Below are 23,149 nucleotides of genomic sequence, written 5' to 3'. Positions count from 1 at the left end.
GTTAACCTCCTAGTATTTAAAGCCTGTGATTGCCACAACACCCGGACGCGGCATAGTATCTCCCTTGCGGTGAGGCCATCTGCTTGTCAGATTGTTCAAGTCTGCGGTTTCTTCTCCCGGATGCTGGATGGACAGGAATAATGTTGTTTCATTTGGAGTAAAAGACGGTCCTGTTAATTCAGCTTCAACAGGTGCTGATGCGAACTGGAATGCTTCTCCTGCATTTTTTCCGATTGTCGGGATAACGAACATGCCATTATTGGCAAAGTGTGTGTAGATGCCGCTATTCAGCTTGCTTGATGATATATCGGTAACAGTCCAAAGATTGCCAAGGCTATCAAATGTTAAATTATCAGGGGCACTGAATCCGCTCTGCTTTCCGCCGGCCGCGAAAATCTCAAAATCGAATGTTAATGCACCCAGATCATCGCCTTCTTCTATAAATCTAGTAATATGCCCGTGGAAGTTTCCGTGTCTGTCATTGTTCGTATGGGCGATAAAGACAGTTTTATCAAATGGGCTGATTTCCACATCTTCCGGACGGTCTGTTGGCGTTCCGCCTACCAGAAGTGCTGCTTCATGGCAGTTCACCACAACATCAGCCTGAGTCTGAAACATTTCTAATAACTCTGGCTTGTTCTTGGCAGCATTACGTACATTTTCAATCGTTAGAGGCACCCATTTTCCGCTGCCCATATTAGCTACATATAGAGTTCCTTCTTCAAGAAGATCGGCATTTGACTTGCCGCGTGATTCTACATATTTATTTTTGCTGATAAATTTATAGACACAGGCATCCTTTTTGTCATCGCCCATGTACACAACAACACGGTTGTCATTTGTCAGGCCAACTGCTGCATTTTCATGGTTGAAACGACCAAGGCCAGTATGTTTGCGCGGTTTAAAGTTGGGATCAAATGGGTCAATTTCCACAATCCAGCCGTAATGTGTATCATTCAATCCTGCATCTTTTGCTGTGTTTTCAAAGTTTTCTTCTGCTGATAAAACCGTGCCCCATAAAGTCATACCGCCCGAGCAGTTAGCAAAGGTTCCTTGTACATTTGTAGCACCCGCTACTGCTTTAGAACCTCTTGCAGGTCCTGTGAGCTGAAATGAAGTAAGGCCTGTAATGCGGCGCGCATATTTTGATTTTGTGTCCATTTTCCAGGTACCTTCTTTATCGCGGTACACTTCAATGATGGATCCGCCCTGGTTGTAGAGCATTTTTTGAATCTGTGCAACTGTATATTTGCCGCTTGCCGGCTTTGCTCCATGGACAAACATATCACTAGAGTATTCGTGGTTCACCCATAATAAACCGCGCTTGTCTCCATCAATGGGAAAATATAATGTAAAGTCATTGTTAAAACCAAATGTATCCCCTTTTTGGTTGATGACATCTCCATATGCTGCCACAACATCATACTTATACCCGCGCGGAAGAACCAGGTCATCCTTATCCGTAGGATCAAGTGGCTTAAAGTTCAAACCAGAGATTTTCTTTTGGAATCCGAATAGATGGGAAGCCGCTTCTGCACCTTTTGCTTCTGCCTTTGGCACCATTGTGCCTAATCCAGTGGAAGCGACTGTTAAAGCTCCCACTCCAGTACCTACATACGTTAAAAATTTGCGGCGATTCAATTCAGTCACCTTTAGCACCTCATCTTCTTAATTAATAATTTTTCAGCTTATTTATGTATCAATCCCAACTACAATAGTAGAGAACTAATATTAAGAGAATGCTAAGGAATAACCAAGAAATTGTAAAAATAGATTAAAGATTGTAAAAATCAGAAAAGCGGAGGGGTCGCAGATAGATAGTTATGAAAGTTCGGATTAAACTTCCTAAGAAAAGCGTAAGGAGCCCGCCTATAAGAACGCAGACTAAAACCGCCACGTCCTGTGGCAACGTCTGCATGACCCGCATCTTCCCAAAAGCTGCCACTTTTGGTCGTGGGATGAATAGGCTGACGAAGCCTTCCTTATCCTGCGACCTCAAGCATAAGACGAGCCGGCATGAAGGTTGTTCTTTAACCTTCTTGACGGATTGAAAGAAATGTTGAGGCGACTGCCCAGGGACGACAAGCATAAGACGGTCCCTGTAAGAAGGTGTTTTTTCCTTCTGGAAGGGGACGGCTTATGACCTCGAGTCCCTTGGAGCCGAAACTAGACACGCTTATGACCTCGAGCCGATGGCGCCTGGAGCTAGACAATTATCGATGTACAAAGATATAAATTCTGATTCTATAATAAAAAGATGCCCAGCATCAGCCGGACATCCCCTTAACTTTTCTATTAAGATACTTTTTCTTCCTGATGCTTGTATTCTTCTTCCCAATACTCTGCATTTTTAATGCCAAGCTTTTTGGAATTGAATACAGGATCAAGTCCTTGCTTCTTTTGGGCTTCATAGTCTCTCAATGCGATTAAGGCTGGTTTCGCAAGGATTAGAATTGCGATTACGTTAAGCCAAACCATTAATCCCAGACCGACATCTCCAAGCGCCCACGCAAGCCCTGCTGTCTTTACTGCACCATAGAAAGTGGCACCAAGTAAAACTATTTTAAGAACAAACATGGCAATTTTGCTATTTTTACCGCTTACTAAGTAAGCTACGTTTGTTTCAGCCATATAGTAGTAAGCCATGATTGTTGTAAATGCGAAGAAGAATAGTGATACAGCAACAAAGCCTGCACCGAATCCTGGAAGTACTGATTCAACAGCTGCCTGCGTATAACCAGGGCCAGCCTCAACACCAGGAAGATTTTCTACTATAGGAGTAGTTCCATCTGCTCCGACAGTGTTGAACATTCCAGTAAATAGAATCATGAACGCAGTTGCGGAACATACAAACAATGTATCGATATATACTGAGAATGCCTGCACAAGACCTTGTTTGGCAGGATGGGAAACCTCGGCTGCAGCTGCAGCGTGCGGTCCAGTACCCTGTCCGGCTTCATTGGAATAGATACCGCGCTTTACGCCCCAGGCGATTGCGCTTCCGATGATGCCTCCAAACATGGAATCAGCGCCGAATGCACTGCTGAAAATTAAAGAAATAACGCCAGGCAATTCGCCTAAATTCATGCCAATAATAATTAAAGCAACAAGAATATAGCCAACTGCCATGAATGGCACAGTATACTGCGCAACAGTCGCAATACGCTTTACCCCGCCAAAAATGATAAGAGCCAGCAAGCCGACAATAACTAGGCCCGTTACAGCTTTATTAATGCCAAATGCATTTTCCATTCCCAAGGCAATTGAATTTGACTGGATTCCTGGCATTAACAGGGCCATCGCCAACAGTGTCGAAATCGCAAAGAGAACAGCGAACCATTTAATTCCAATCCCTTTTTCAATGTAATAAGCAGGTCCGCCTCGGTAGACACCGTCTTTTTTCACTTTGTAAATCTGGGCTAAAGTGGACTCAACGAATGCGCTGCCTGCTCCGATAAAAGCAATTGTCCACATCCAGAAAACGGCGCCCGGACCGCCCATTGCAATAGCAGTAGCAGTACCTGCAATGTTACCAGTTCCTACGCGGCCTGAAAGAGCAATAGATAAGGCCTGAAAAGATGAAACGCCCGCTGCGGAACTTTTTCCTCTGAACATAAGCAAGACCATGTCCTTAATATGCCGGACCTGTAAAAACCGGGTTAGAATAGAAAACAGCAACCCTACACCAAGCAAAATGTAAATAACCGGTGTACTCCATAAGATACCATTAAGCTGATTAACGAAAGCTTCCAAACAACTTCCCCCTTTTATTATATATTCTGAATCTTTTTCCTATTAAGAATTATAGTTTATAGACTGTTATATTACAATGATTTTTTAACGGACATACGTAATAATGTCATAGTACTTTTTGGCTTGCTTTACTTTTTCCGGAACCTGACTCCATTTTGTTAAGTGATAATGGGTTAAATAGAATGATAGAGAACATTAACCTTTCTATTTTCGGAAATTTCCGCTATTATATATTTAGGGAAACGAAATGTTGACCGGAAAGAAGTGTTTCAAGCATGAATAAACAAACAAAACGGAATTTATTGATCATGTGGTTCGCTAATTTCTTTGTGGCCGGCAGCATGACAATGGTACTTCCATTTATCTCATTATATATAGAAACGTTTGGAAATCATTCCGCGACCTATGTTCAGAATTGGGCGGGCTGGACGTTTGCGATTACATTCGTTACCGCATTTCTTTTTTCTCCGGTTTGGGGAAGAGTCGGAGACCTTTTTGGACGCAAAAAAATACTGATTCTGTCCGGAATTGGAATGGGCATATCGATATTCATGATGGGTTATGTGACCAATGTATGGCAGTTGTTTTTCCTAAGGTTGTTTATGGGGATTTTTACAGGCTTCATCGGGATGTCACAAGCGTTTATTTCTACACAGACGCCTAAGGAAATGGCCGGAAGAGTGATGGGCACCCTGCAGACGGGAAGCATCACAGGTTCCCTGATGGGCCCGCTTCTTGGCGGAGTTTTGGCTGATTTTTTCGGATTTGCAGAAACGTTTAAATGGACCTCTGTTGCCATCTTTGTCTCCGCTCTCCTCGTATTTTTCACGAAGGAATATAAAGTTGAGACCCAAAAGGGAGAAAAGAACCGCTATTCAAGCAAAGCCGTTATCCAGCATATTATCCGCAACCCGATCCTGCTGACAGTTATGCTGATTTCAACGCTTGTGCAAATGGCACACTTTAGCATTCAGCCTATTCTTTCTTTATATGTCAGTGAATTGCACGGACCGGAAAATCTGGCCTTTTTTGCCGGAATTGCATTTTCTGCGGCGGGTGTCGGAAATTTATTAATGGCAAGGCAATGGGGAAAAATCGGGGACCAGCATGGATATATAAAGACTTTGGTCGTTCTTCTGCTCCTCGCTGGCGTATTTTACTTGCCGGGCGGCTTCGTCACTAACATGTGGCAGCTTGTCCTTGTACGCTTTGCGCTTGGCGTGACAATCGGAGGCATTATTCCTGTCCGAATCGCGTATATCCGCCATGAAGCGCCAGTTGCCATGCAGGGTGAAGTGCTTGGCTACAATACAAGCCTCCGCTTCTTCGGAAACATTATCGGACCTGTCATGGGCGGTTTAATCTCCGCATACTTTGGCTTTTCAGCTGTGTTCATTATCACCAGTTCACTGCTGATCTTAAGCGGACTGATTTTGCTGGGTGCGATGAACCGCCATCCGAAGCTGGCGAGGGATTCCTATTAGCGGAAGCCGTTTTGAAGAGTTGGAAGATTTATGCCCGAATACGGTTATCAGCTTTAAATTTTTTCGGTGAAAAATCTATTTTATCAGCGAAATTCCAACTAGTTCAGCTCAAACATGATTTTAATTATTGATCTAACCTAAAAAGCTGCTCCCTGTTTTCACGGGGCAGCTTTCAGTTTATTCGCTAAAATGGCAGACTCCAAGTTTATTTCCATCAAGGTCTTCGAACTCAAACCACTTAACAGTCCCATCATCCTGGATCTGCTCTGCTTTAACCTTGTGCTGGAGCAAATGGCGGCGGGCTTTTTCAATATCATCAACAAAGAAGTTAAAAGAGATATGTGAATCTTTCCTTTCCTTGACCTCTTTGGATGACCGGACCAGTGTTAAAGGTGTCTCTCCGATCTCCAGGGCTGCATATCCGCTCAGACCATCCTTCCATCTCACGGGAAAATCCAGTACTGTGCTGTACCAATCAATGGCTTTTTCAAAATCACCAACCTGCAGGAAGACCGTGTCAATTCTTTTAAAAATACCAGACATATAAAACCTCCATAAAATTGTATTAATATGGAATATTCAACATCCTTATTCAATCCCCTTTTTAAAATGCAAGAATCTGTTAAACTTGCCTGTTGATTTCCACTCAGGAAACTCAGCGAACCGCAGGCGGTCCGACGCTCCTCAAGCAATAACCCTGCGGGGTCTCCCTTTAACTCGCTTCTCCCGCAGGACTTTGAATAAGCTTCCTTGATTTTACACCGCACGAAGGAAATGCGAATGCATTTTCGAGGATCTCGCTCCTTCCGCTCCAATCAACAGGGTGAAAATATCAAAATTGAGCTTTAACAGAGCCAAAAGCAAAAAAGCCAGCGTTTCAGCTGGCTTTGCTATTACTTAGCTGCGTTGCTGGCAATATGGATTGCGTCCCAAACCCCGGCAAATGGCGGTGCATAGCATAGGTCAACCATGCCAAGTTCATAAGCAGGCATGTTATTATGGATGGCCACCGCAAACACGTCAATTCTCAGAACGACGCCTTTGTTTCCGATTGCATGGGCGCCAAGTATTCGGTTCGACTCTTTTTCACAAATGAGCTTTATCCAAATGGGTGTTGGATTCGGATAATAGCTCGGGTGGTCTGCAGCCTTCACAAATTCGGTTGAATAGTCGATGCCCATCTTTTTCACATCTTCCTCGGAAAGCCCTGTTCTGCCAAGCTCCATATCAAAAATTTTAATTGCGGCACTTCCCAGTGTTCCCACATACTTTTCATGGTTTCCGGCTATATTGGCTCCTGCAAGGCGGCCGCATTTATTGGCATTGGTTCCGAGAGGGATATAATCGTTTTCTTCAAGCACTTTATGATAGACTTGCGCACAGTCTCCTGCAGCATATACATCCTTAATATTCGTGCGCATTTCGCGATCGATCATGATGGCGCCATTTTCCGCTAATTTAATGCCCGATCCGTCCAGGAATTTCGTCGCAGGCCTTACGCCAACTGCAACCAGCACCAAATCAGCTTTATAGGTGCCTTTATCCGTTTTTACGCTTTCCACTTTTTTGTCCCCGCTGAAGCTTTCTACCCTTTCACCCAGGTTCAGTTCAACGCCATTTTCCAGGATTTCTTTTTCAGCAATGTCTGTTATTTCTTTATCAAAAGGCGCAAGAATCCGCTCTCCCATTTCAATGACTCTGACGTTTTTGCCGATCGTTTTCATTGCTTCGACTACTTCGATTCCAATGTAGCCGCCGCCAACAATAACAACATCCTTCACTTCAGAATTATGGGCAATTTCTTTTAATACTATCCCGTCTTCTAGCGTTTTCAGCATATGGATGTTCTCAAGGTCTGCACCTGGAAAAGACGGCATGATTGGAAACGTACCTGTACCTATCATTAATTTATCGTATGTATCAGTAAAAGTTTTATTGGTCGCAAGATCTTTAACCGTTACTTCTTTCGTGCTTGTATCCACTTTAACCACTTCATGCCGGAGAAAGGTTTTGATGCCCCTCTCAGAAAATTGCTCTTGTGTCCTGGCAATCATTTTTCGGTAATCATCATTTTCGCCTGAAACATAATAGGGAAGTCCGCAGGCTCCATAGGATAAAAATTTTCCTTTTTCATATACCACGATCTCGGCTTTATCATCCATTCTCCTAAGCTTTGAAGCGGCTGACATGCTCGCTGCCACTCCGCCAATCACTAGTAGTTTCATAGGGATCTCTCCGTCTCATTCAATGATCGCTTTTCATTAAGCGTTTTCAGCATAGCTTTAGTTAATTGAAAAAAATTATGCATTAATGTAAAAACAGCTCTATACCCTTATAGCTATCCTAATTTGACCATTTTGAAACGTTTCTCAGGACTTCTTCTGTTACTTTTCTGACAATGATGCCGATCACGTCTTCAGACAGACCCAACGTTGTATCAGTTTTCCGTTCGCTGCTTGGAGCTGGGATCCCACCTGTTTGGATGCCCATTTTTTTGCGGATAGTGATAAGCTCAGCAATTTGCCCGGTGGTTAATTCATTTGATTTTTGAATAATATGGTTGGAATACAGCAGCATGAGCGCATAATGCTCAAGCGATTCCATTCTGAAGTATGCTTCTGTAATGTTTCGGCCCCAGGTTAATGCACCGTGGTTGGCGAGAAGGACTGCATTGTAGTCCTTGCAATATGGCGCAATGGAATCGGGGACCTCCTGTGTTCCTGGGGTCGCATACGGCGCAACCGGAACTTTGCCAAGCAAAACAATGGCTTCTGGTGAAACGGGCTTATCAAGGGCTATCCCGGCAATAGCAAACGACGTCGCCACAGGAGGATGGGCATGGACAACCGCTGTTGATTCCGGATTTTCCTGATACACTCTTAGATGCATTTTCACTTCGGAAGAAGGCTTATTTGTTCCTTCCAAAACATTGCCGGAGAGATCCATTTTGACCATCATGTCAGGCTCCATAAAGCCTTTGCTTACTCCTGTTGGTGTCGTCCAAATTTCATTATCGCCTGTTCTAATAGAAATGTTTCCATCATTAGCCGCTACAAAATTTTTATTGTACACTCTCCTGCCGATTTCACAGATGAGTTCCTTTGCTTCTTTATCGCTTATATATGTATATGGCTCAGCCATGGGTGCCATCTCCTTTCCTTCATATCCTCTTCTATTGTATATTCAAAATCGGTTTGCTTCAGCAATTTTTAAAACTTTAACTCTTATAAGTTTGTCTTTAATTTCCAATCCAGATGCTCAGCGAACCGTGGGCGTTCCTGAAGCCTCCTCAAGCAATAAGCCTGCGGGGTCTCCCTTTGACTCGCCTTTCCCGCTGGACATTGATTATGCATCCGTAAATAGACGCCGCACGAAGGAAATGCGCTAGCATTTTCGAGAAGTTCACCCCTTCCGCTCCAGTCAAAAGAGTGACACTATCATCAATGCAATTTAAAATACCTAAAATTTTTAACCTTTCGATAAAATCTGATCATTTCCGCGGAAATATATTCAATTTCGCCGATCCATGACATTTTCCAAAAAAACCGCCTGGTCATCAGACCAGACGGTTTCGAGGGGGTAATATTCATTATCTTACGCGAGGGTATCCGAAGCCTGATGCGTAGTCGTCACCCGTTGCTGCTCCGTAACCGCCGTTAATGTCATACTGCTTTGCACGGTTTCGAAGTTCTGTGCGAAGCTGGGTATGGCTCATATAAGGATTGGAGGACCAGATTTTAGCCGCAAGTCCTGCTACATGAGGTGTAGCCATGGATGTTCCGCTGATTGTGTTGTAGCCGCCGTTATACCAAGTGGACTCGATGCTGCTTCCTGGAGCGGATACTTCCACATCACGTTCTTGGATATAATAGTCGCCATCCGTGTTCGGGTTGCCACGGGATGAGAAGTTGGCTACACGGTATGTACCGTTTTGCTGAACATTTTCAAGGGCTGCGACGGCAACTGCATTCACTAAAGCACCAGGGTAGCCGATTGTATTGGCGCTGTAGCCCGAGTTTCCTGCTGCAGCAACAATGAGAACGCCTTTGCTGTAAGCATAATCAACAGCGCTGGCAATTAATGAGTCTTTCCCGCTGGAACCCAGTGACATATTAATAACTACTTTTGAACCAGTCCTGACTGCTTCGTCTGCAACATGGCGGATTGCTCCAGCGATATCATCAGAATATCCTGAACCGTTATCGCCTAAAACCTTGTACGCCCAAAGCTTAGCCTGCGGGGCTACACCATAAATGCCAAGCCCATCATAGCCGCCATGCGCCAAAACTGTACCTGCTACATGTGTTCCGTGACCCTGGCGGTCTGTACAGGAACCATTAACCATGGAAGAATAGTATTGGGTAAAATCTTTACACTGCTCAGCAGAGCCTGCTAAGTCAATATGATTGGTATAAACGCCAGTATCAAGAACAGCCACTTTAATTCCGCTTCCGCCTGAGGTACTGCTGATGCTGCTGTTATTATAAATGGATTCAATTCCCCATGGAGTCTGGTCGCTTGGATATCCTGCCGCTTCCAAAGAAATTGCGTCTTTCTTGGATGAAGATGCTTCCGTTCTGGCAGTTTCAAGGGTAACCTCGCTTACCTTTGCGATCGCGATGTTCTTGTTCTTTAAAAGTGCCTCGTACTGTTTCGCATTAACCTCTGCAGTCAGGCCATCCTTTCCAAAATCCCAGCGTTCCTCGATTTGTGCTTTTACATTTGCCCGCTCAGCCGCAGGTCCCTGAATAAGAACCCTGTACGATTCATTTGCCTCTGGCCCTTTTGCAAATGCTCCTGCCGTGAAAACGGATAAACCCATGGTCATACTGAGAAGTACCGCTCCTAATGCCCTTTTTTTCTTCATCCTTTTTCTCCTTCCAATTCTTTATTTTTTCTGTCGGTTCATGTTGCTTTTTAAGTATATTTAAAACATTCTGACTCTTACAATGTGCTGAAATATGCAATTTACAATCTTTGGAATCAGGCATAGATTCATAGCTTCTGAAAAAGTATCAGGTCTTTCGATGGATTTACAAATACTTTCCACTATTTCTATATTATTTAATACATAATTTTTACATTTATATTGAGTTTTACACACAATAATAGTTCTAAAGTCTTCGAAGAAGAGTCAAATTACACTCTAGCTTTTTACAGTTTTCGGGGATATTTTCCTAGTTGAACGCTTTAAAGACAAAAAGAATAATAGAAATATAAAAAACCTCCGCAGCTGGCACGGAGGTTATAGATTATTTTTTAAACATTTTAGGCAGGTTTTCACTAAACGGCGCGTACGCTATGCCGTTTTCTGTAATAATGCCTGTAATCAGTTCATTGTCTGTTACATCAAAAGCAGGGTTATATGTTTGTACATCCTCTGGCGCCATCGGCTTTTCATACCATTTTGAGGTAATTTCTTCTGACGGTCTTAGTTCTATATGGATATCATCCCCTGTTTTACAAGCCAGGTCAACCGTTGATAGCGGCGCACAAACATAGAATGGGATATTATAATGCTTTGCTAGAATCGCGACACCGGATGTGCCAATTTTATTGGCTGCATCTCCATTTGCCGCGACCCGGTCACAGCCAACAAGCACAGCCTGGATTTTACCTTCTTTCATCACAATGCTCGCCATATTGTCACAAATAAGTGTGACATCGACGCCGGCTTCTTTCAGCTCCCAGGCAGTCAGGCGGGCGCCCTGCAGAAGCGGGCGCGTCTCGTCTGCATATACTTTAAAATCATAGCCTTTTTCCTGACCAAGATAAATCGGTGCCAGAGCGGTACCGTATTTTGCGGTCGCAATCGTTCCTGCATTGCAGTGAGTCAGGATGCCCCAGCCAGATTTAAGCAAAGAAAGCGCATGCTGGCCTATTGACTCGCACACCTCTTCATCCTCGGCCCGAATTTTTTCAGCTTCTTCTTTTAGGGCGGATATTACTTCTTTAACACTTTTATCTTCTTCCTTTTGAAAGCGGGCTTCCATGCGGTCGAGCGCCCAAAATAGATTAACGGCAGTCGGCCTTGAAGAAGCCAAAAATTCTTTTGCTTTTTTAAAATCGTTATATAGGTCGTCGTAAGTTTCAGCATTTGATTGCTTCGTACCCAAATAGACTCCATATGCAGCGGCAATTCCGATAGCCGGCGCACCGCGAACCTTTAAATGATAGATTGCATCCCATATATCCTTTAATTCTTTTAAATGTAAAAAGTTCTTTTCATTTGGAAGAACGGTTTGATCTAAAAGAATAAGAGTGTCATTTTCATCGTCCAATCTGACTGACTGAATTACATCCACAGGTTTTCCCATCATGCTGCCTCCTCTAGAATCTTTTTTCACAGTCCTTCAGAGCGCTGACAAAGTCTGCTCCTGTTTTGAAAGATTCCCTATCCATAATAAACATTTTTCCGGCAGACAGACAAATCTTTTCTGCCGCAGCTCTGCTGTTTGGGTCTTCAATGGATGTGACATCTTTAACAGATGCCAATCCGATAATTCTTCTGGACAGTTCGAGCCCAGTTACAGCCGCAGTGTCACGAAGGACAGTATCAAGGTAGTATTCTTTAAAGCCTTCATAGCGGGCGGCTTGTTCGGTTGCCTTTTCATCCCATGCCTTTAAAAATTTATCCTTGAAAAGGTCCACAATGTCTTCAATGGTGTTTTCAAGGTATTCCATCTGGTCAGTTCGTGCTTCACCTTCAGCCATCGTATATTTCGCGTTTACATAGGCGAAAATCAGGTTGGCAATAACGTTTCCAACATCATAGCCAGCAGGCCCGTAGAAGGCAAACTCCGGATCGATGATTTTAGTAGAATCTTTTTTTATAAAAATAGAGCCTGTATGCAGGTCGCCATGCAGCAAGGACTGAGTATTGGTCATAAACTCAAACTTGAGCTTGGCTGTCTCAAGCTGAAGCTTCGAATCCCCCCAAATTTCTTCTTGAGCAAACTCTCTTGTTCCCTCAAAAACTTCATTCCTTGGACAATGGTAAAAAGGCTCTGTGAACACAAGGTCCTCAGAAATTTCGCACAATTCAGGGTTGGTGAATTTTTGAACTAGCCCTTTCTTTTCCTTATGCTCCATCACCACGTCTGAAGTAAGGAGTAAAGTATTCACCATGAATGTGGTAATATGGTCGGAAAACAGCGGAAACTTTTCATGCTGCATTAATGCGGTTCTCATGATGGTATGATCGGACAAATCCTCCATTGCCGTACAGTTCATGATTGGATCATAGTTATACACCTTTGGCACGAACCCTTGCGCCAGCTTGTTTTGCAGCTCCAAAATCTCGAATTCAATACGGTTGCGATCTGGAGAAAGTTTAAATTCATCTGATATTCTTGCAACAGGCCCGGCCTGTTTAATGATAAGGGACTTATTATTTTTTTGGTCAGTCAGCTTGAATACATAGTTTAAATTGCCATCCCCAATTTCCTTGCATTCCAATTCAGCATCAGGAGCAAAGTAATCCAACCTTGTTTTTGCATACTCAATAGCTTCCTGTTCATTCATGGTAAAATAGGCAGATGTGAAAACCGTCATGTTAAAGGCCTCCTAATTCATATACGAAACTTTTAAAAAGAATCTATGATTTCATGTTTTTTATATATTTTAAAATATCTAAATACTATCACGGGATGGTGGCTTCGACAACATTTTTTTAATAGAAAGCTGCCACTCTTGTCTGCTGATTTCCGCTCCAGGCACTCAAGCTGTCGCTGCCGGTCCGACGCTCCTCGGCGCTTTACATCTGCGGGGTCTCCTATGACCCGCACTTCCGCAGGACATTGAATAAGCCTCCTTGAATAAACACCGCACCAAGGAAATGCGGCAGTTTTTCCGAGGCGCTCGTGCCCTTCCGCTCCAATCAACAGGACCCCAAAATTAATAATGAGCTTTTTAACCTAATAAAAAAGGAGCTGCCACGAGCAGCCCCAAACGGTTTACCTATTTTATGCTTTTGATCGCCTGCTGGACAGTCGAGTAAACCTCAAGGGAAGACAAATCTATTCCGAGAGTGACTGCTTTTTTGGCCAAGTCGGGGCGCACGCCTGTTGCAATCGTGTTAACACCTGTCAGAAGAAGGATATTCCGAATATCAAAAATATGCTTGGCAATTTCGATATCAATATTGACCGTCCCTGAGAAATCAATGATCAGGTTCTCAATTCCTAATTGATTTACTTTGGGAACCGCTTTTTCAATAATGATTTGGGCACGCTCATAATCGATGCTGCCGATTAATGGCAAAATCGCAATGCTGTCCTGAATCGGCACGATAGTAGCAGATAGTTCATTCACTTGAGTCTGGGTTTCTTTAATTAATTTTTGGGTGTGCCGCTCAAAAGCAAACACCGTTTCATTGACGCTTATATCCAGCATATAGTTAACCTTTTTTACAATCGTAATAACCTCATCTGCCGTTAACCCATGCTCTTTCCCGATATTTCTTAATCTATCTGTAAAAACAATGCGGGTGTCCGGATAGCGGGTGACAATATCCGAAATCTTCCCGCCCATGGCAGCTGCCTGTTCTCCGTTCCCTTTGCTCCATTCGACCAAACCTTCAGGAACTTGATCCTCGCTGCTGGCAATCATCGTTCCCAGGAATTTCATAAATTCGATATACATCGAAACGGCTGCGTCAAACTCCTGTTTAGGAATCTCAAAACCAAATCTGCTTACGATTTCTGCCACGATCTCTTCAGATAATGTTTCTGCATTTTGAGTAAGATACGCTGAAACTTTTTGAATAGGCTCCATATGTAAGAATATCTCCTCTCTTATGTCTTGCTTCGATTATAACGTACTATATATTGAAAATGACAAATCGGGAAATAAATAGGAAAATTTTCCTTGAAAAGGATTAGCGCTTCTAGCACGAATATTTTTTTTAGAAAAGGAGGCTGAGCAATGATTTACCAAACTGGCCCATTGTCTGTCAGGCTTTTAAAACGCTCAGATAATCTCTTATTGCAAAAATGGCTATCCGATCCAGCTGTTTTGGAATTTTACGAAGGACGTGATCGGCCTTTTGATTTGAAATCGGTTAATCAAAAGTTTTTTGACCGTGATGATGGTGTCAAACGGTGCCTGGTTGAGTATGAAGGAGCTGGCATAGGTTATATCCAATTCTACGAGCTGGATGAAGAAACCCGTGAACTATACGGATACAGTGATTTTATTGGAACCGTATACGGCACGGACCAGTTCATCAGCGAAACCGAATATTGGAACAAAGGCATAGGCACTTTGCTTGTAAAGGCTATGGCTGATTACTTGCTCCATAAGAAGCAAGCCGGCAATGCTGATTATACCTAGGTGCCGGCTGCTAGTTTTTTATAAATGCCCAGTGCTTCTATTAAATACTGCTGGTCATAACCTGTTTTTTCATGGATTCGAAATGCCCATTCCTCAAGGGATCCCGCATGTTTTTCGTGATACAGACCTTCAGTGCTGCTTAGGAAGCTTTCCCAATTGTAGAACTCCCAGTGGGCGGTTTCGTTTTTAAAAGGTACTCTCTGCTCAAGCAATGGTTTCGGATTGATGGTATTTTGTGACTTTTCGGCAGCTTCGAGGAAAGTATTCATGTCTATTGGTAAAGTGTCATACTTTTGCCGTGAAATTTTCCCGCCCTGGCGATGGTAGGCAATCTCCAGCTGGCTCCCTCCTGCTGCCACCTGAACATCTGCTGCCGGGAAGAACCCTCTTAATTTTTCAACAGAAAAATCCCCGCTATCCGCATCGATTAAAATCGGCTGCAGCCATTGGTCCCCGAGGTCGCATAAATAGCGGCGTCCTTTTTCATCAACCGCGACTACGGCGGCATGTGCTGAGGGGGTTTTCATGCGATGGCCGACCGGGTAGGCTTCGATTCCCGCCTGTTTCAATTCATAAAGAAGCCAGATGGCCAAATCAAAGCAATTTCCGCTAATGCCATATTTAGCATAATGTTCCTTCATTAAGGAAACATCCCGCTGTTTCTTTCTCCCGGCTTTATGGTAAAACCAGGCTTTTGTTAAGGTCTCCATTGGAAAACGGTCAAACCTTTTCCAAATGGACAGTATAGATTCAGGTGCGATCATATGAATCATCCTCTCCCAATTAAAAAAGCCTCCCTATATATTCTTTTTCGGTAGAAAAACTCCTCTTCCTTTTGATTGATGCAAAAATTATGATAGAGTATTTTTCAGAAGAAATAACATAGAGGAGGCTTCTTATGGCCAAATACATTGGATACATAGGTACATACACAAAGGGTGAAAGTGAAGGGATTTATTCCTTTGTTCTGGATCCAGCAGCAGGCAAGATTTCTGACGTAAAAGTGGCAGCGAAACTGGATAATCCGACTTATTTAACAATTAGCAAGGATAATCAATATTTATACTCTGTTGTTAAAAAAGGCGACTCTGGCGGTGTGGCTGCATATCGCTTGGACAGCGGAAGCGGCTCACTGGAAGCATTCAACAGCCAGGTATCCGCCGGCTCTCCCCCATGCCATGTCAGCGTTGATTCATCAGCTGGAAATGTGTTCAGTGCCAACTATCATAAAGGAACAGTTGAGTCCTATTTAACAAATTCAGACGGTTCTATTGGCCCTGCCGTTTCTGTAATGGAGCATAACGGATCTGGTCCGGACAGCAGGCAGGAAAAGCCTCACACGCACTATGCGGGACTAACGCCTGATGAAAAATATGTAATTGCAGTTGATCTTGGAATCGACCAGGTGATTTCGTATGAAGTAAATGAAGGAGTTTTGAATAAAAAAAGCACACTGTCTGTTAAGGCAGGCAGCGGTCCAAGACATCTCGTTTTCCATCCGAATGGAAAGTATGCATATGTCATGACTGAGTTCAGCTCTGAAGTTCTTTTGCTGCAATATCAGGAGGATGGCAGCTTTACACAGCTGCAAGCGATTTCTACACTCCCAGAGGATTTTAAGGAAAATAATCAGGGAAGCGCCATCCATATTTCTTCTGACGGCCGTTTTGTTTACGCCGGCAATCGCGGACATAACAGCATTGCGGTTTTCTCGGTAAATCAGGATAATGGCGAGCTTTTGTTTGTGGAACACACGTCAACAGAAGGAAACTGGCCGCGCGACTTTGTGCTGGATCCTACAGAAAAATTTGTAGTCGCATCCAACCAGAATTCCAGCAATCTTATTTTGTATTCCAGGGATGAAAATACCGGTAAATTGACATTGCTGCAATCTGATGTGGCGGTACCGGATCCGGTTTGTGTGAAATTTTTACATGTATTATGAAAAGGGTGAGATACTGCTTTTGCAGTTTCTCACCCTTTTTTCACTCGCTGATCTTGAAGGCAATTTTGCCCCATTGAGCTGCGTTTTCAATTTTATCAAATGCCTGCTCAAATTGTTCGAGCGGGATGGCTTGATCAAGAACCGGCTTGATCTGATGCTTTTCAATAAACTGAAGCATTTGATGATATTCCTCTGCGCTTCCCATTGTTGAGCCAAGCAGGTTCTGCTGAGCATAAAACAGGCTGCGGAGATTGAGTTCAAGCTGGTCGCCTGAAGAAGATCCAAACGTAACGATGGTACCGCCGTTACGGAGGATTCCGAGTGATTTATTAAAGGTGGCAGGGCCAACTGATTCGATGACAAGGTCAACCTTTTCTCCGCCAAGCGATTCATTCCAGTCGTCATTGCTGTTTATAGCTTTATCGGCACCTAGTTCAAAAGCCTTCTGGCATTTTTCCTCCGAACGGGAAGCCACATAGACGGCTGCACCTGCTGCCTTTGCGAATTGCATCAGAAATGTGGCAACACCCCCGCCAACTCCAGGGACAAACACTTTCATGCCAGCCTGCAATTTTCCTCTCGTGAATAGAGCTCTGTACGCGGTGAGCGCAGCGAGTGAAAGGACCCCAGCTTCTTCCCAGGTCAAATGTGCTGGCTTGGGCGCAGCATTTTCAGCAGGGATCACGATATATTCGGCAAACGTGCCGTGGAACGGCAACCCGACGATTTCGAAGCCTGCTGGCGGGGCATCGCTGTTTTCTTTCCAGCCTAGGCCAGGATTGATGACAACTTCATCGCCTGACTTTACGTTTGTAACACCCTCACCGACTGCATCGATGATACCCGCCCCGTCTGAACCGATTACGAGCGCAGGATCTTCCGGCTGATGGCGGTTTACTACGAACAAATCACGGTGGTTTAACCCGGCCGTTTTTAATTTTACTCTTACCTCGCCAGCAGCCGGCTCCGGCTTGGCAATTTCTCCGTAGGATAAACCGGCGCGGCCGGTTTTCCCTTCATGAATGATGGCTTTCATATAAGTGCACCTGCTTTTCTTTAAAAATTTAGTCTATTTCTATAATATCTTGAAAAAGGCTGATGGAAAAAGCAATATGCCTTGGATTTTGTCAGTTATCAGCATAACATTTTTGTTGCTTTCGGATTTTATGACCCAATTTCAGACTTTTGCGTGCAACTTTTTATTTTTACGAACCACTTTTGATGATTTACGTGCAACTTTCAGATTTTATGAACCACTTTTGATGATTTACGTGCAACTTTCTGGATTTATGAACCACTTTTGGACTTTTGCGTGCAACTTCCCGGTCTGATCATGTTTGCGGGCTACGCTTTAGTTTTACAAAATTTCTTTTCCCTGCTTGAAGGACTAAACCGTCTGTGATCTCCACTGTTAATTTGACGTCGTTCACTTTTTCGCCGTTTATTCGTATGCCGCTGTTAGCAATCATTTTTCTTGCTTCGGTTTTGGAGGAAAGCAGCCCAAGTTCTGCAATTAGATCTATGATTGGCACTTCATCGGCACCGCTCCATGCAATCTCCGGAATATCTTCCGGCATGGCGCCTTTTTGAAAAATGGTTTTGAAATGCTGTTCGGCTTTTTCAGCTGCTTCAGCGCCATGGTACATGCGGACGATTGTTTTTCCTAAAAGCATTTTGGCGTCTCGCGGATGAAAACTGCCGCTTTCAATTTGCTCGGCCATTCTTTCTTTTTCAGATACCGGCAAATCTGTTACAAGATTAAAGTATTTCGCAGTAAGTTCATCCGGAATGGACATCGTTTTGCCATACATATGATTCGGATCCTCATCCACGCCGATGTAATTGTTTTTCGATTTGGACATCTTCTCTTTGCCGTCCAGGCCTTCGAGTAGCGGCAGCAGCATGACTACCTGTTTTTCTTTTTCAAAATGTTCCTGAAGATGGCGGCCCATCAAGACATTGAAATGCTGATCGTTGCCGCCAAGCTCGATATCACTTTCAAGTACAACTGAATCGTAGCCCTGCATCAGCGGGTAGAAAAACTCATGCAATGAAATCGGCTTGCCTGCTGATAGCCGCTCGGAAAAATCATTCCGTTCAAGCAAGCGGGCAACTGTTATGCTGGCTGACAGGCGGATCACATCTTCAAGGTTCAGATCTGCGAGCCACTTTGAATTGTAGTGAAGATCCACTTTTTCCATATCCAGCACTTTGCTGAACTGCTCGAAGTATGTTTTGGCATTATGTTTAACCTCTTCTGCAGTCAGCTGTTTGCGTGCTGCAGATTTGCCAGTCGGGTCGCCAATTTTTCCTGTAAAATCACCAATGATCAGCTGTATGATGTGGCCGTTTTCCTGGAACTGCTTCAATTTATTTAATACAACCGTATGGCCAATATGGACATCGGGGGCAGAAGGATCCAGCCCTAGTTTAATTTTCAAAGGCTTATTTAGAAAAATAGATTTGGCAATTTTATTTTTCAATTCCGCTACGGGAAGGATTTCCTGGGCACCATTGCGATAAATCTCCAGCTGCCTCTTCACTTCCTGTTTCTGTTCAGCTGTCAGCTTTTCAATATAATTCTCCATGCCCCTCATCCTTTCTTTCTATTTGAATACAAAAAACCACGCCCCTAATGAAAGGGACGTGGTTTACGCGGTACCACCCTTTTTGAAGATTGCTCTTCCACTCAGCGGAATAACGGTCCGTGCCGTTTCTTGCTACTGCTGTTCACAAGAAAAGTTCCAGGAGGTAATTCACTCTTATCTTTGTGCTGATTTTCACCGGACATCAGCTCTCTAGAAACAGGGAGATAAGCAGCTACTGAATTCCTGTCATTACTTTACATTTGAAATTATTTTCATTATTTTAGCGGATTGGGGAGTAATGTTCAAGTAGTTTTTTCTAGATGAAGCCTATGCAGATGCCCCCTGTTCCTTACTTCTATCTTGTTAAAATAATCGGACCTTCTTTTGTGACGATAACCGTGTGTTCGCATTGGGCGACGTGGCTTTTGTTCGGTGTGACGAAGGTCCAGCCATCGCTCATTTCTCTTACTTCTTCGTCCCCGCTTGAGATAAACGGTTCGAACGCGACGACCATGCCTTCTCTTAACAGCTGCTTATCCCATGGATCAAAATAGTTTAGGATGTGATCGGGCTTTTCATGAAGAGAGCGGCCGATTCCGTGTCCGGTCAGGTTCATGATGACAGAGTAACCGTTGTTTCTTGCGACTTTTTGAACAGTTTTTCCAATCAGGCTTAGCTTGCCGCCGGGCTTTATTTTTTTCAGTCCTTCTTCAAATGCTTCCTTGGCTGTGTCACAAAGCTTCTGAAGATTTTCGTCCTCGCCGACTACGAAAGATAGGCCTGTGTCTGCAAAATAGCCATCCTTGGATCCCGAAACATCGATATTTACAAGGTCGCCTTCTTTAATGACACGGCTTCCTGGTATGCCATGCGCGACTTCTTCATTGACACTTATGCAAGTAAAGCCCGGAAAATCATATTCTCCCTTAGGGCCTGAGATGGCTCCATGCTTTTCAAAAAGCTCGCCTGCAAAATCATCAAGCTCCTTGGTTGTTACGCCAGGCTTTGTTTTTTCAATCATTGCATCGCGTATCTCTGCGACAATTTTGCCGATTTCTTTAAGTTTTGCCAGTTCTTCCTCATTTTTTACAATCATTTTGAGTCCTGCCTTTTCATAAGTTGTTATTTCTCTATTATAGTCTAAATGGAGTGCGCTTAATAAGATTTCGCATTCTCCCTTGCTAAAAAACTCCCCGGACTTTTCAATCAAACGTTTGATTGAATGGCCTCAACCCCTGGCCAGATCGACTTCCAGCTCTTTTTTTGGATCCGTTCTTTGTATACTTTAGCGAGCTTCTCATTTTCTGCAAAATAAGGTGTAGGCTTAATTTTCAAAGCAAGCAAATCCTCAATTCCGCATGGTGCGGTTAAAATGACCTCGTTGTGCTCATTAAGCTTTAGCCCAAGGGCGGTGGCGGTTTCCGGGAATTTTGAGATAGCATCTGCAGATGACTCATAAGACGGAATATTATTGACGAGGTGCATCCTTGCTTCATTTTTAACAGACCAGGGCACTCCTGGCATATGATATTGCAGCTTGGACTCAAGACCTTTTTCCGTCTCTTCGCTGAGATCACTTTTATCAAAGTATATGACATCCACATCCGGCAAGTGAGTTCTTTTAGTGAATCCATGAAGTACATCCCAAACCTTTGCCCTGATGAAGCCGGCGCAGACCCACCAATCGGGTAAGTTTAATGAATGCGCAGCATAAAGAATATCCATCATCCATTCGTCTTCCCTTACCAGATTCGCGATATCTTTTTCCGTCTTTATTAGCATTTTTCTGTCTCCAGTTCACGGATTGAATGCAGTATACGCCTGTAATAGTAATCCTCATGGGGAACGAAATCCTCTTTGGTTACCTGTCTGCGAACTTGGATTCTTTTTCCATTGATGATTTCAAACCCTTCTGACTCAATAGATTCTCTACCGTTAAACCATAGCTCGTAGAAATCCTCCTTAGCGATCCGGACAACTCCAGATACCTCTTCAAGCTGTGGATTGAATTCATTTAGCTGATGATGGCTGGGATATAGAAAAACATGTGCCAATTCTTTGTCTATAAAATTTTCTTTCTCCGCACAATAATCAATGACACCAAGGGGAACAAGCTCTTCAAAGGCGACCTTAATCCCCAGCTCTTCTTCTACTTCCCTGATGCCATCCATGACAGATTCATGGCTTAAAATATGGCCCGCAGCTGTTATGTCCAAAAGATCCGGATAATCCTTTTTGTCCTTGCTTCGATTCTGAAAATAAATAAAATCTCTATTATCTTCCTTGCTGATAAACCAGCAGTGAAAGGTTTCATGCCAGTGCCCTTTTGTATGTACTTCTGCTCGTGATGCCACGCCAATTTGTTTTCTGTCATCATCAAAAATGTTGAGAAGTTCTGTTTCCATTGAAGATGTCCTCCTCTTCTATTTCGTGATATAAGTATTAAAGATGTCGAGCGGATTTGCTTTATATAAGTCCCGATAATTACGGACGTTCTGCTGTTCAGCATACTGCCGGACCATTTTATAAGCAAAAGAATAGCCCGCAAATACAGGGATCCCCATATCCTGATTGCCAAAACAAATTTTGCTTTTTAGGCGATCGTCTGTCGTTCCTATATTTTTTTGCGCTATTTCCTGATAGGCCTGCTCGGCTTCCTCTGTAAAATGATCCTTCCACCACCGCTTATCATCATAAAGCGAAAGGCTGAAGTATTCTGCACCTCCCTCCATTTTATACCAATCTGCTAGTGTAAAGGTATCTAACGTCAAATTGAAGATTGGATTTTCCGGGGAAGCATGATGCATCTCGTGGGCGAGCATATACCTTAGAAAAACGGGATCGGGATCAGGCGGGATGGCCAGAACGATGGTAGCCGCTCCCACGGTATAGCCATTTGTCCAGAGGGATTGATCGTATTTTTGAAACCATGGAAAAGGAAGTGCCGGTACAATGGTGATGTTCAGGTGCTGGAAGTGAAGATATTTTTCGACATTTTCTATTGTCTCATGAATGATTGATGAAACTTGTTCTTGATTCCAGCTATAAGAATGAATCTCCGGCTCTGATAATACTTCAAATTTTAGTAATTGAAATCTCCTGGCAAGCTGGTCCCAGTCCTGCATCCATGACCTTTTGCTAAGTAAAGGGCTGAGCTGGGATTGGAGGTAGCTTTTCAGGTTATGCCGGTTTTCTATTAATTTGACAGGCGTGATTTGATTAAGAGTATAGGCCATGGCGCTTGGCTCCTTTAATTGGTCTAATTATCCATATTTAGGCACACTTGAGGAAAATAAGTATTCTTGGAGGTTTTCTGATATGGGCTGGGCTGAGTTTGGAAGAGTGAAAAATGTATATAATGAAACATTTAAAGAAATCGATGAAAAGCTGCTGCATCTGCTTCAGGAAAGAAAAGCCAATACAAAGGGAAAGCGATTTTTTCCGCCTATGGAACTGATGGAAGAATGGGCAAAGAAATATGATATGGAAGTTCCGGAAATTGGCTGGTTCTTTAACAGTCTGGATGACCGCAGCTACCCGTTTATTCCGGATGAGCCTGGTGAAATCCTCAATGTACTGCCGATCATGAAAAAGTCTACCGTTGATGATTTTGATTATGTGCTGACCCATGCCATGCAACACGATAATTGCAGTGTCATTACCCTTGAAATCAGTTATAAAGATAAGGATGAAAATATTGGCCATTTGATCCCCCGCTTAATGCTGGAGATTGACGGTGCAGCTGATTATCACGTTAAAAGGCATCGGTCACGCGGGGGCGGCGGGAATACTCAAATGTCGTTTCTTGTCTCTCCGGCTTTACCGGAAGACTTAGACAAAATCAGCTTCGCGCTGGTTCCTTATTTTATGCCGATGGAAAACCCTACCAAAGAGGTTATCCTGGATAAAGAGGTCCTTTTCCCAAAAAGCTGATTGGTAGAAACGATACTCTTACTATGAGTATCCTCTATTATTTTCCTGATTGGTTTTGGTAGTTCCTCAAAACCATGCCCGTTGAAAAATAGAACAGCATCCAAATTGCCTCC

At 43.5% G+C, this 23,149-nt stretch carries 20 protein-coding genes and 1 other annotated feature; of the genes, 4 read left to right on the top strand and 16 right to left on the bottom strand.

Annotation, left to right across the window (positions count from 1 at the left end):
- Window positions 1–9: 9 nt before the first annotated feature.
- Together IQ19_RS09285 and IQ19_RS09280 are read right to left on the bottom strand one after the other, a co-directional pair.
- Window positions 10–1,650 carry a PhoX family protein gene (locus IQ19_RS09285; RefSeq protein WP_144542151.1) on the bottom strand — a complete coding sequence of 547 codons (1,641 nt, stop codon included), beginning with the start codon at window positions 1,648–1,650 and terminating at the stop codon, window positions 10–12.
- A 645-nt stretch (window positions 1,651–2,295) separates the two neighbouring features.
- On the bottom strand, window positions 2,296–3,753 hold the full coding sequence (locus IQ19_RS09280; protein WP_144542150.1) for an alanine/glycine:cation symporter family protein: 1,458 nt from the start codon (window positions 3,751–3,753) through the stop codon (window positions 2,296–2,298).
- 275 nt (window positions 3,754–4,028) lie between these two features.
- Between IQ19_RS09280 and IQ19_RS09275 the strand changes: the two genes are divergently transcribed.
- Entirely contained in the window at window positions 4,029–5,237 is a 1,209-nt protein-coding gene (locus IQ19_RS09275; protein WP_144542149.1) for an MFS transporter, read from the top strand.
- A gap of 177 nt (window positions 5,238–5,414) precedes the next feature.
- Here IQ19_RS09275 and IQ19_RS09270 read toward each other — a convergent pair whose 3' ends face one another.
- The 7 genes from IQ19_RS09270 to IQ19_RS09240 form a co-directional block, all read right to left on the bottom strand.
- Window positions 5,415–5,780 (bottom strand): VOC family protein, encoded by a 366-nt coding sequence (locus IQ19_RS09270; protein WP_144542148.1) that lies wholly within the window; start codon window positions 5,778–5,780, stop codon window positions 5,415–5,417.
- 350 nt (window positions 5,781–6,130) lie between these two features.
- Window positions 6,131–7,462, bottom strand: a complete 1,332-nt coding sequence (locus IQ19_RS09265; RefSeq protein WP_144542147.1) for a CoA-disulfide reductase — start codon at window positions 7,460–7,462, stop codon at window positions 6,131–6,133.
- A 118-nt stretch (window positions 7,463–7,580) separates the two neighbouring features.
- Window positions 7,581–8,378, bottom strand: coding sequence for a class II aldolase/adducin family protein (locus tag IQ19_RS09260; RefSeq protein WP_144542146.1), 798 nt, complete (start codon window positions 8,376–8,378; stop codon window positions 7,581–7,583).
- 448 nt (window positions 8,379–8,826) lie between these two features.
- Window positions 8,827–10,104 carry a S8 family peptidase gene (locus tag IQ19_RS09255; protein ID WP_144542145.1) on the bottom strand — a complete coding sequence of 426 codons (1,278 nt, stop codon included), beginning with the start codon at window positions 10,102–10,104 and terminating at the stop codon, window positions 8,827–8,829.
- A 385-nt stretch (window positions 10,105–10,489) separates the two neighbouring features.
- Complete coding sequence (gene mtnA, locus IQ19_RS09250; RefSeq protein ID WP_199749441.1) at window positions 10,490–11,554, bottom strand: S-methyl-5-thioribose-1-phosphate isomerase; 1,065 nt, start codon at window positions 11,552–11,554, stop codon at window positions 10,490–10,492.
- Window positions 11,555–11,567: 13 nt separating this feature from the next.
- The gene (mtnK, locus tag IQ19_RS09245) at window positions 11,568–12,791 is read right to left on the bottom strand and encodes an S-methyl-5-thioribose kinase (RefSeq protein ID WP_144542143.1); all 1,224 of its coding nucleotides are present in this window, start codon (window positions 12,789–12,791) and stop codon (window positions 11,568–11,570) included.
- Window positions 12,792–13,196: 405 nt separating this feature from the next.
- Window positions 13,197–14,012, bottom strand: coding sequence for an STAS domain-containing protein (locus IQ19_RS09240; RefSeq protein WP_144542142.1), 816 nt, complete (start codon window positions 14,010–14,012; stop codon window positions 13,197–13,199).
- A gap of 150 nt (window positions 14,013–14,162) precedes the next feature.
- On the opposite strand from IQ19_RS09240, the gene IQ19_RS09235 reads away from it, so the two are divergent.
- A complete protein-coding gene (locus IQ19_RS09235; protein WP_144542141.1) occupies window positions 14,163–14,570 on the top strand; it encodes a GNAT family N-acetyltransferase in 408 nt (135 codons plus the stop codon).
- Here IQ19_RS09235 and IQ19_RS09230 read toward each other — a convergent pair.
- The gene (locus tag IQ19_RS09230; RefSeq protein ID WP_144542140.1) at window positions 14,567–15,334 is read right to left on the bottom strand and encodes a hypothetical protein; all 768 of its coding nucleotides are present in this window, start codon (window positions 15,332–15,334) and stop codon (window positions 14,567–14,569) included. The genes IQ19_RS09235 and IQ19_RS09230 overlap by 4 nt on opposite strands.
- 134 nt (window positions 15,335–15,468) lie before the next feature.
- On the opposite strand from IQ19_RS09230, the gene IQ19_RS09225 reads away from it, so the two are divergent.
- Complete coding sequence (locus IQ19_RS09225) at window positions 15,469–16,515, top strand: lactonase family protein (RefSeq protein ID WP_144542139.1); 1,047 nt, start codon at window positions 15,469–15,471, stop codon at window positions 16,513–16,515.
- Between the two features lie 40 nt (window positions 16,516–16,555).
- On the opposite strand, the gene IQ19_RS09220 is transcribed toward IQ19_RS09225, so the two are convergent.
- The 6 genes from IQ19_RS09220 to IQ19_RS09195 form a co-directional block, all read right to left on the bottom strand.
- Window positions 16,556–17,551, bottom strand: coding sequence for a zinc-binding dehydrogenase (locus IQ19_RS09220; protein WP_144542138.1), 996 nt, complete (start codon window positions 17,549–17,551; stop codon window positions 16,556–16,558).
- A gap of 295 nt (window positions 17,552–17,846) precedes the next feature.
- Window positions 17,847–19,103: a tyrosine--tRNA ligase gene (tyrS, locus tag IQ19_RS09215; RefSeq protein WP_144542137.1), complete on the bottom strand. Its 1,257-nt coding sequence runs from the start codon at window positions 19,101–19,103 to the stop codon at window positions 17,847–17,849.
- A gap of 49 nt (window positions 19,104–19,152) precedes the next feature.
- Window positions 19,153–19,362, bottom strand: a binding site (T-box leader).
- Window positions 19,363–19,458: 96 nt separating this feature from the next.
- The gene (gene map, locus IQ19_RS09210) at window positions 19,459–20,199 is read right to left on the bottom strand and encodes a type I methionyl aminopeptidase (protein WP_144542136.1); all 741 of its coding nucleotides are present in this window, start codon (window positions 20,197–20,199) and stop codon (window positions 19,459–19,461) included.
- A 110-nt stretch (window positions 20,200–20,309) separates the two neighbouring features.
- Window positions 20,310–20,885 carry a nucleotidyltransferase family protein gene (locus IQ19_RS09205; RefSeq protein ID WP_144542135.1) on the bottom strand — a complete coding sequence of 192 codons (576 nt, stop codon included), beginning with the start codon at window positions 20,883–20,885 and terminating at the stop codon, window positions 20,310–20,312.
- Window positions 20,879–21,508 (bottom strand): NUDIX hydrolase, encoded by a 630-nt coding sequence (locus IQ19_RS09200; protein ID WP_144542134.1) that lies wholly within the window; start codon window positions 21,506–21,508, stop codon window positions 20,879–20,881. The genes IQ19_RS09205 and IQ19_RS09200 overlap by 7 nt, the downstream gene beginning before the upstream one ends.
- An 18-nt stretch (window positions 21,509–21,526) precedes the next feature.
- Window positions 21,527–22,339: a DUF2268 domain-containing putative Zn-dependent protease gene (locus IQ19_RS09195; protein ID WP_144542133.1), complete on the bottom strand. Its 813-nt coding sequence runs from the start codon at window positions 22,337–22,339 to the stop codon at window positions 21,527–21,529.
- Between the two features lie 82 nt (window positions 22,340–22,421).
- Between IQ19_RS09195 and IQ19_RS09190 the strand changes: the two genes are divergently transcribed.
- Window positions 22,422–23,036 carry a hypothetical protein gene (locus IQ19_RS09190; RefSeq protein WP_144542132.1) on the top strand — a complete coding sequence of 205 codons (615 nt, stop codon included), beginning with the start codon at window positions 22,422–22,424 and terminating at the stop codon, window positions 23,034–23,036.
- The last annotated feature ends 113 nt before the right edge of the window (window positions 23,037–23,149 follow it).

The sequence above is a fragment of the Cytobacillus oceanisediminis genome, from assembly GCF_007830235.1.
In the GTDB taxonomy this organism is placed as follows: Bacteria; Bacillota; Bacilli; order Bacillales; family Cytobacillaceae; genus Cytobacillus; species Cytobacillus oceanisediminis.
The sequence above is the reverse complement of the archived record's forward strand: the minus strand, read 5'-3'. Positions and strand labels throughout refer to the sequence as shown.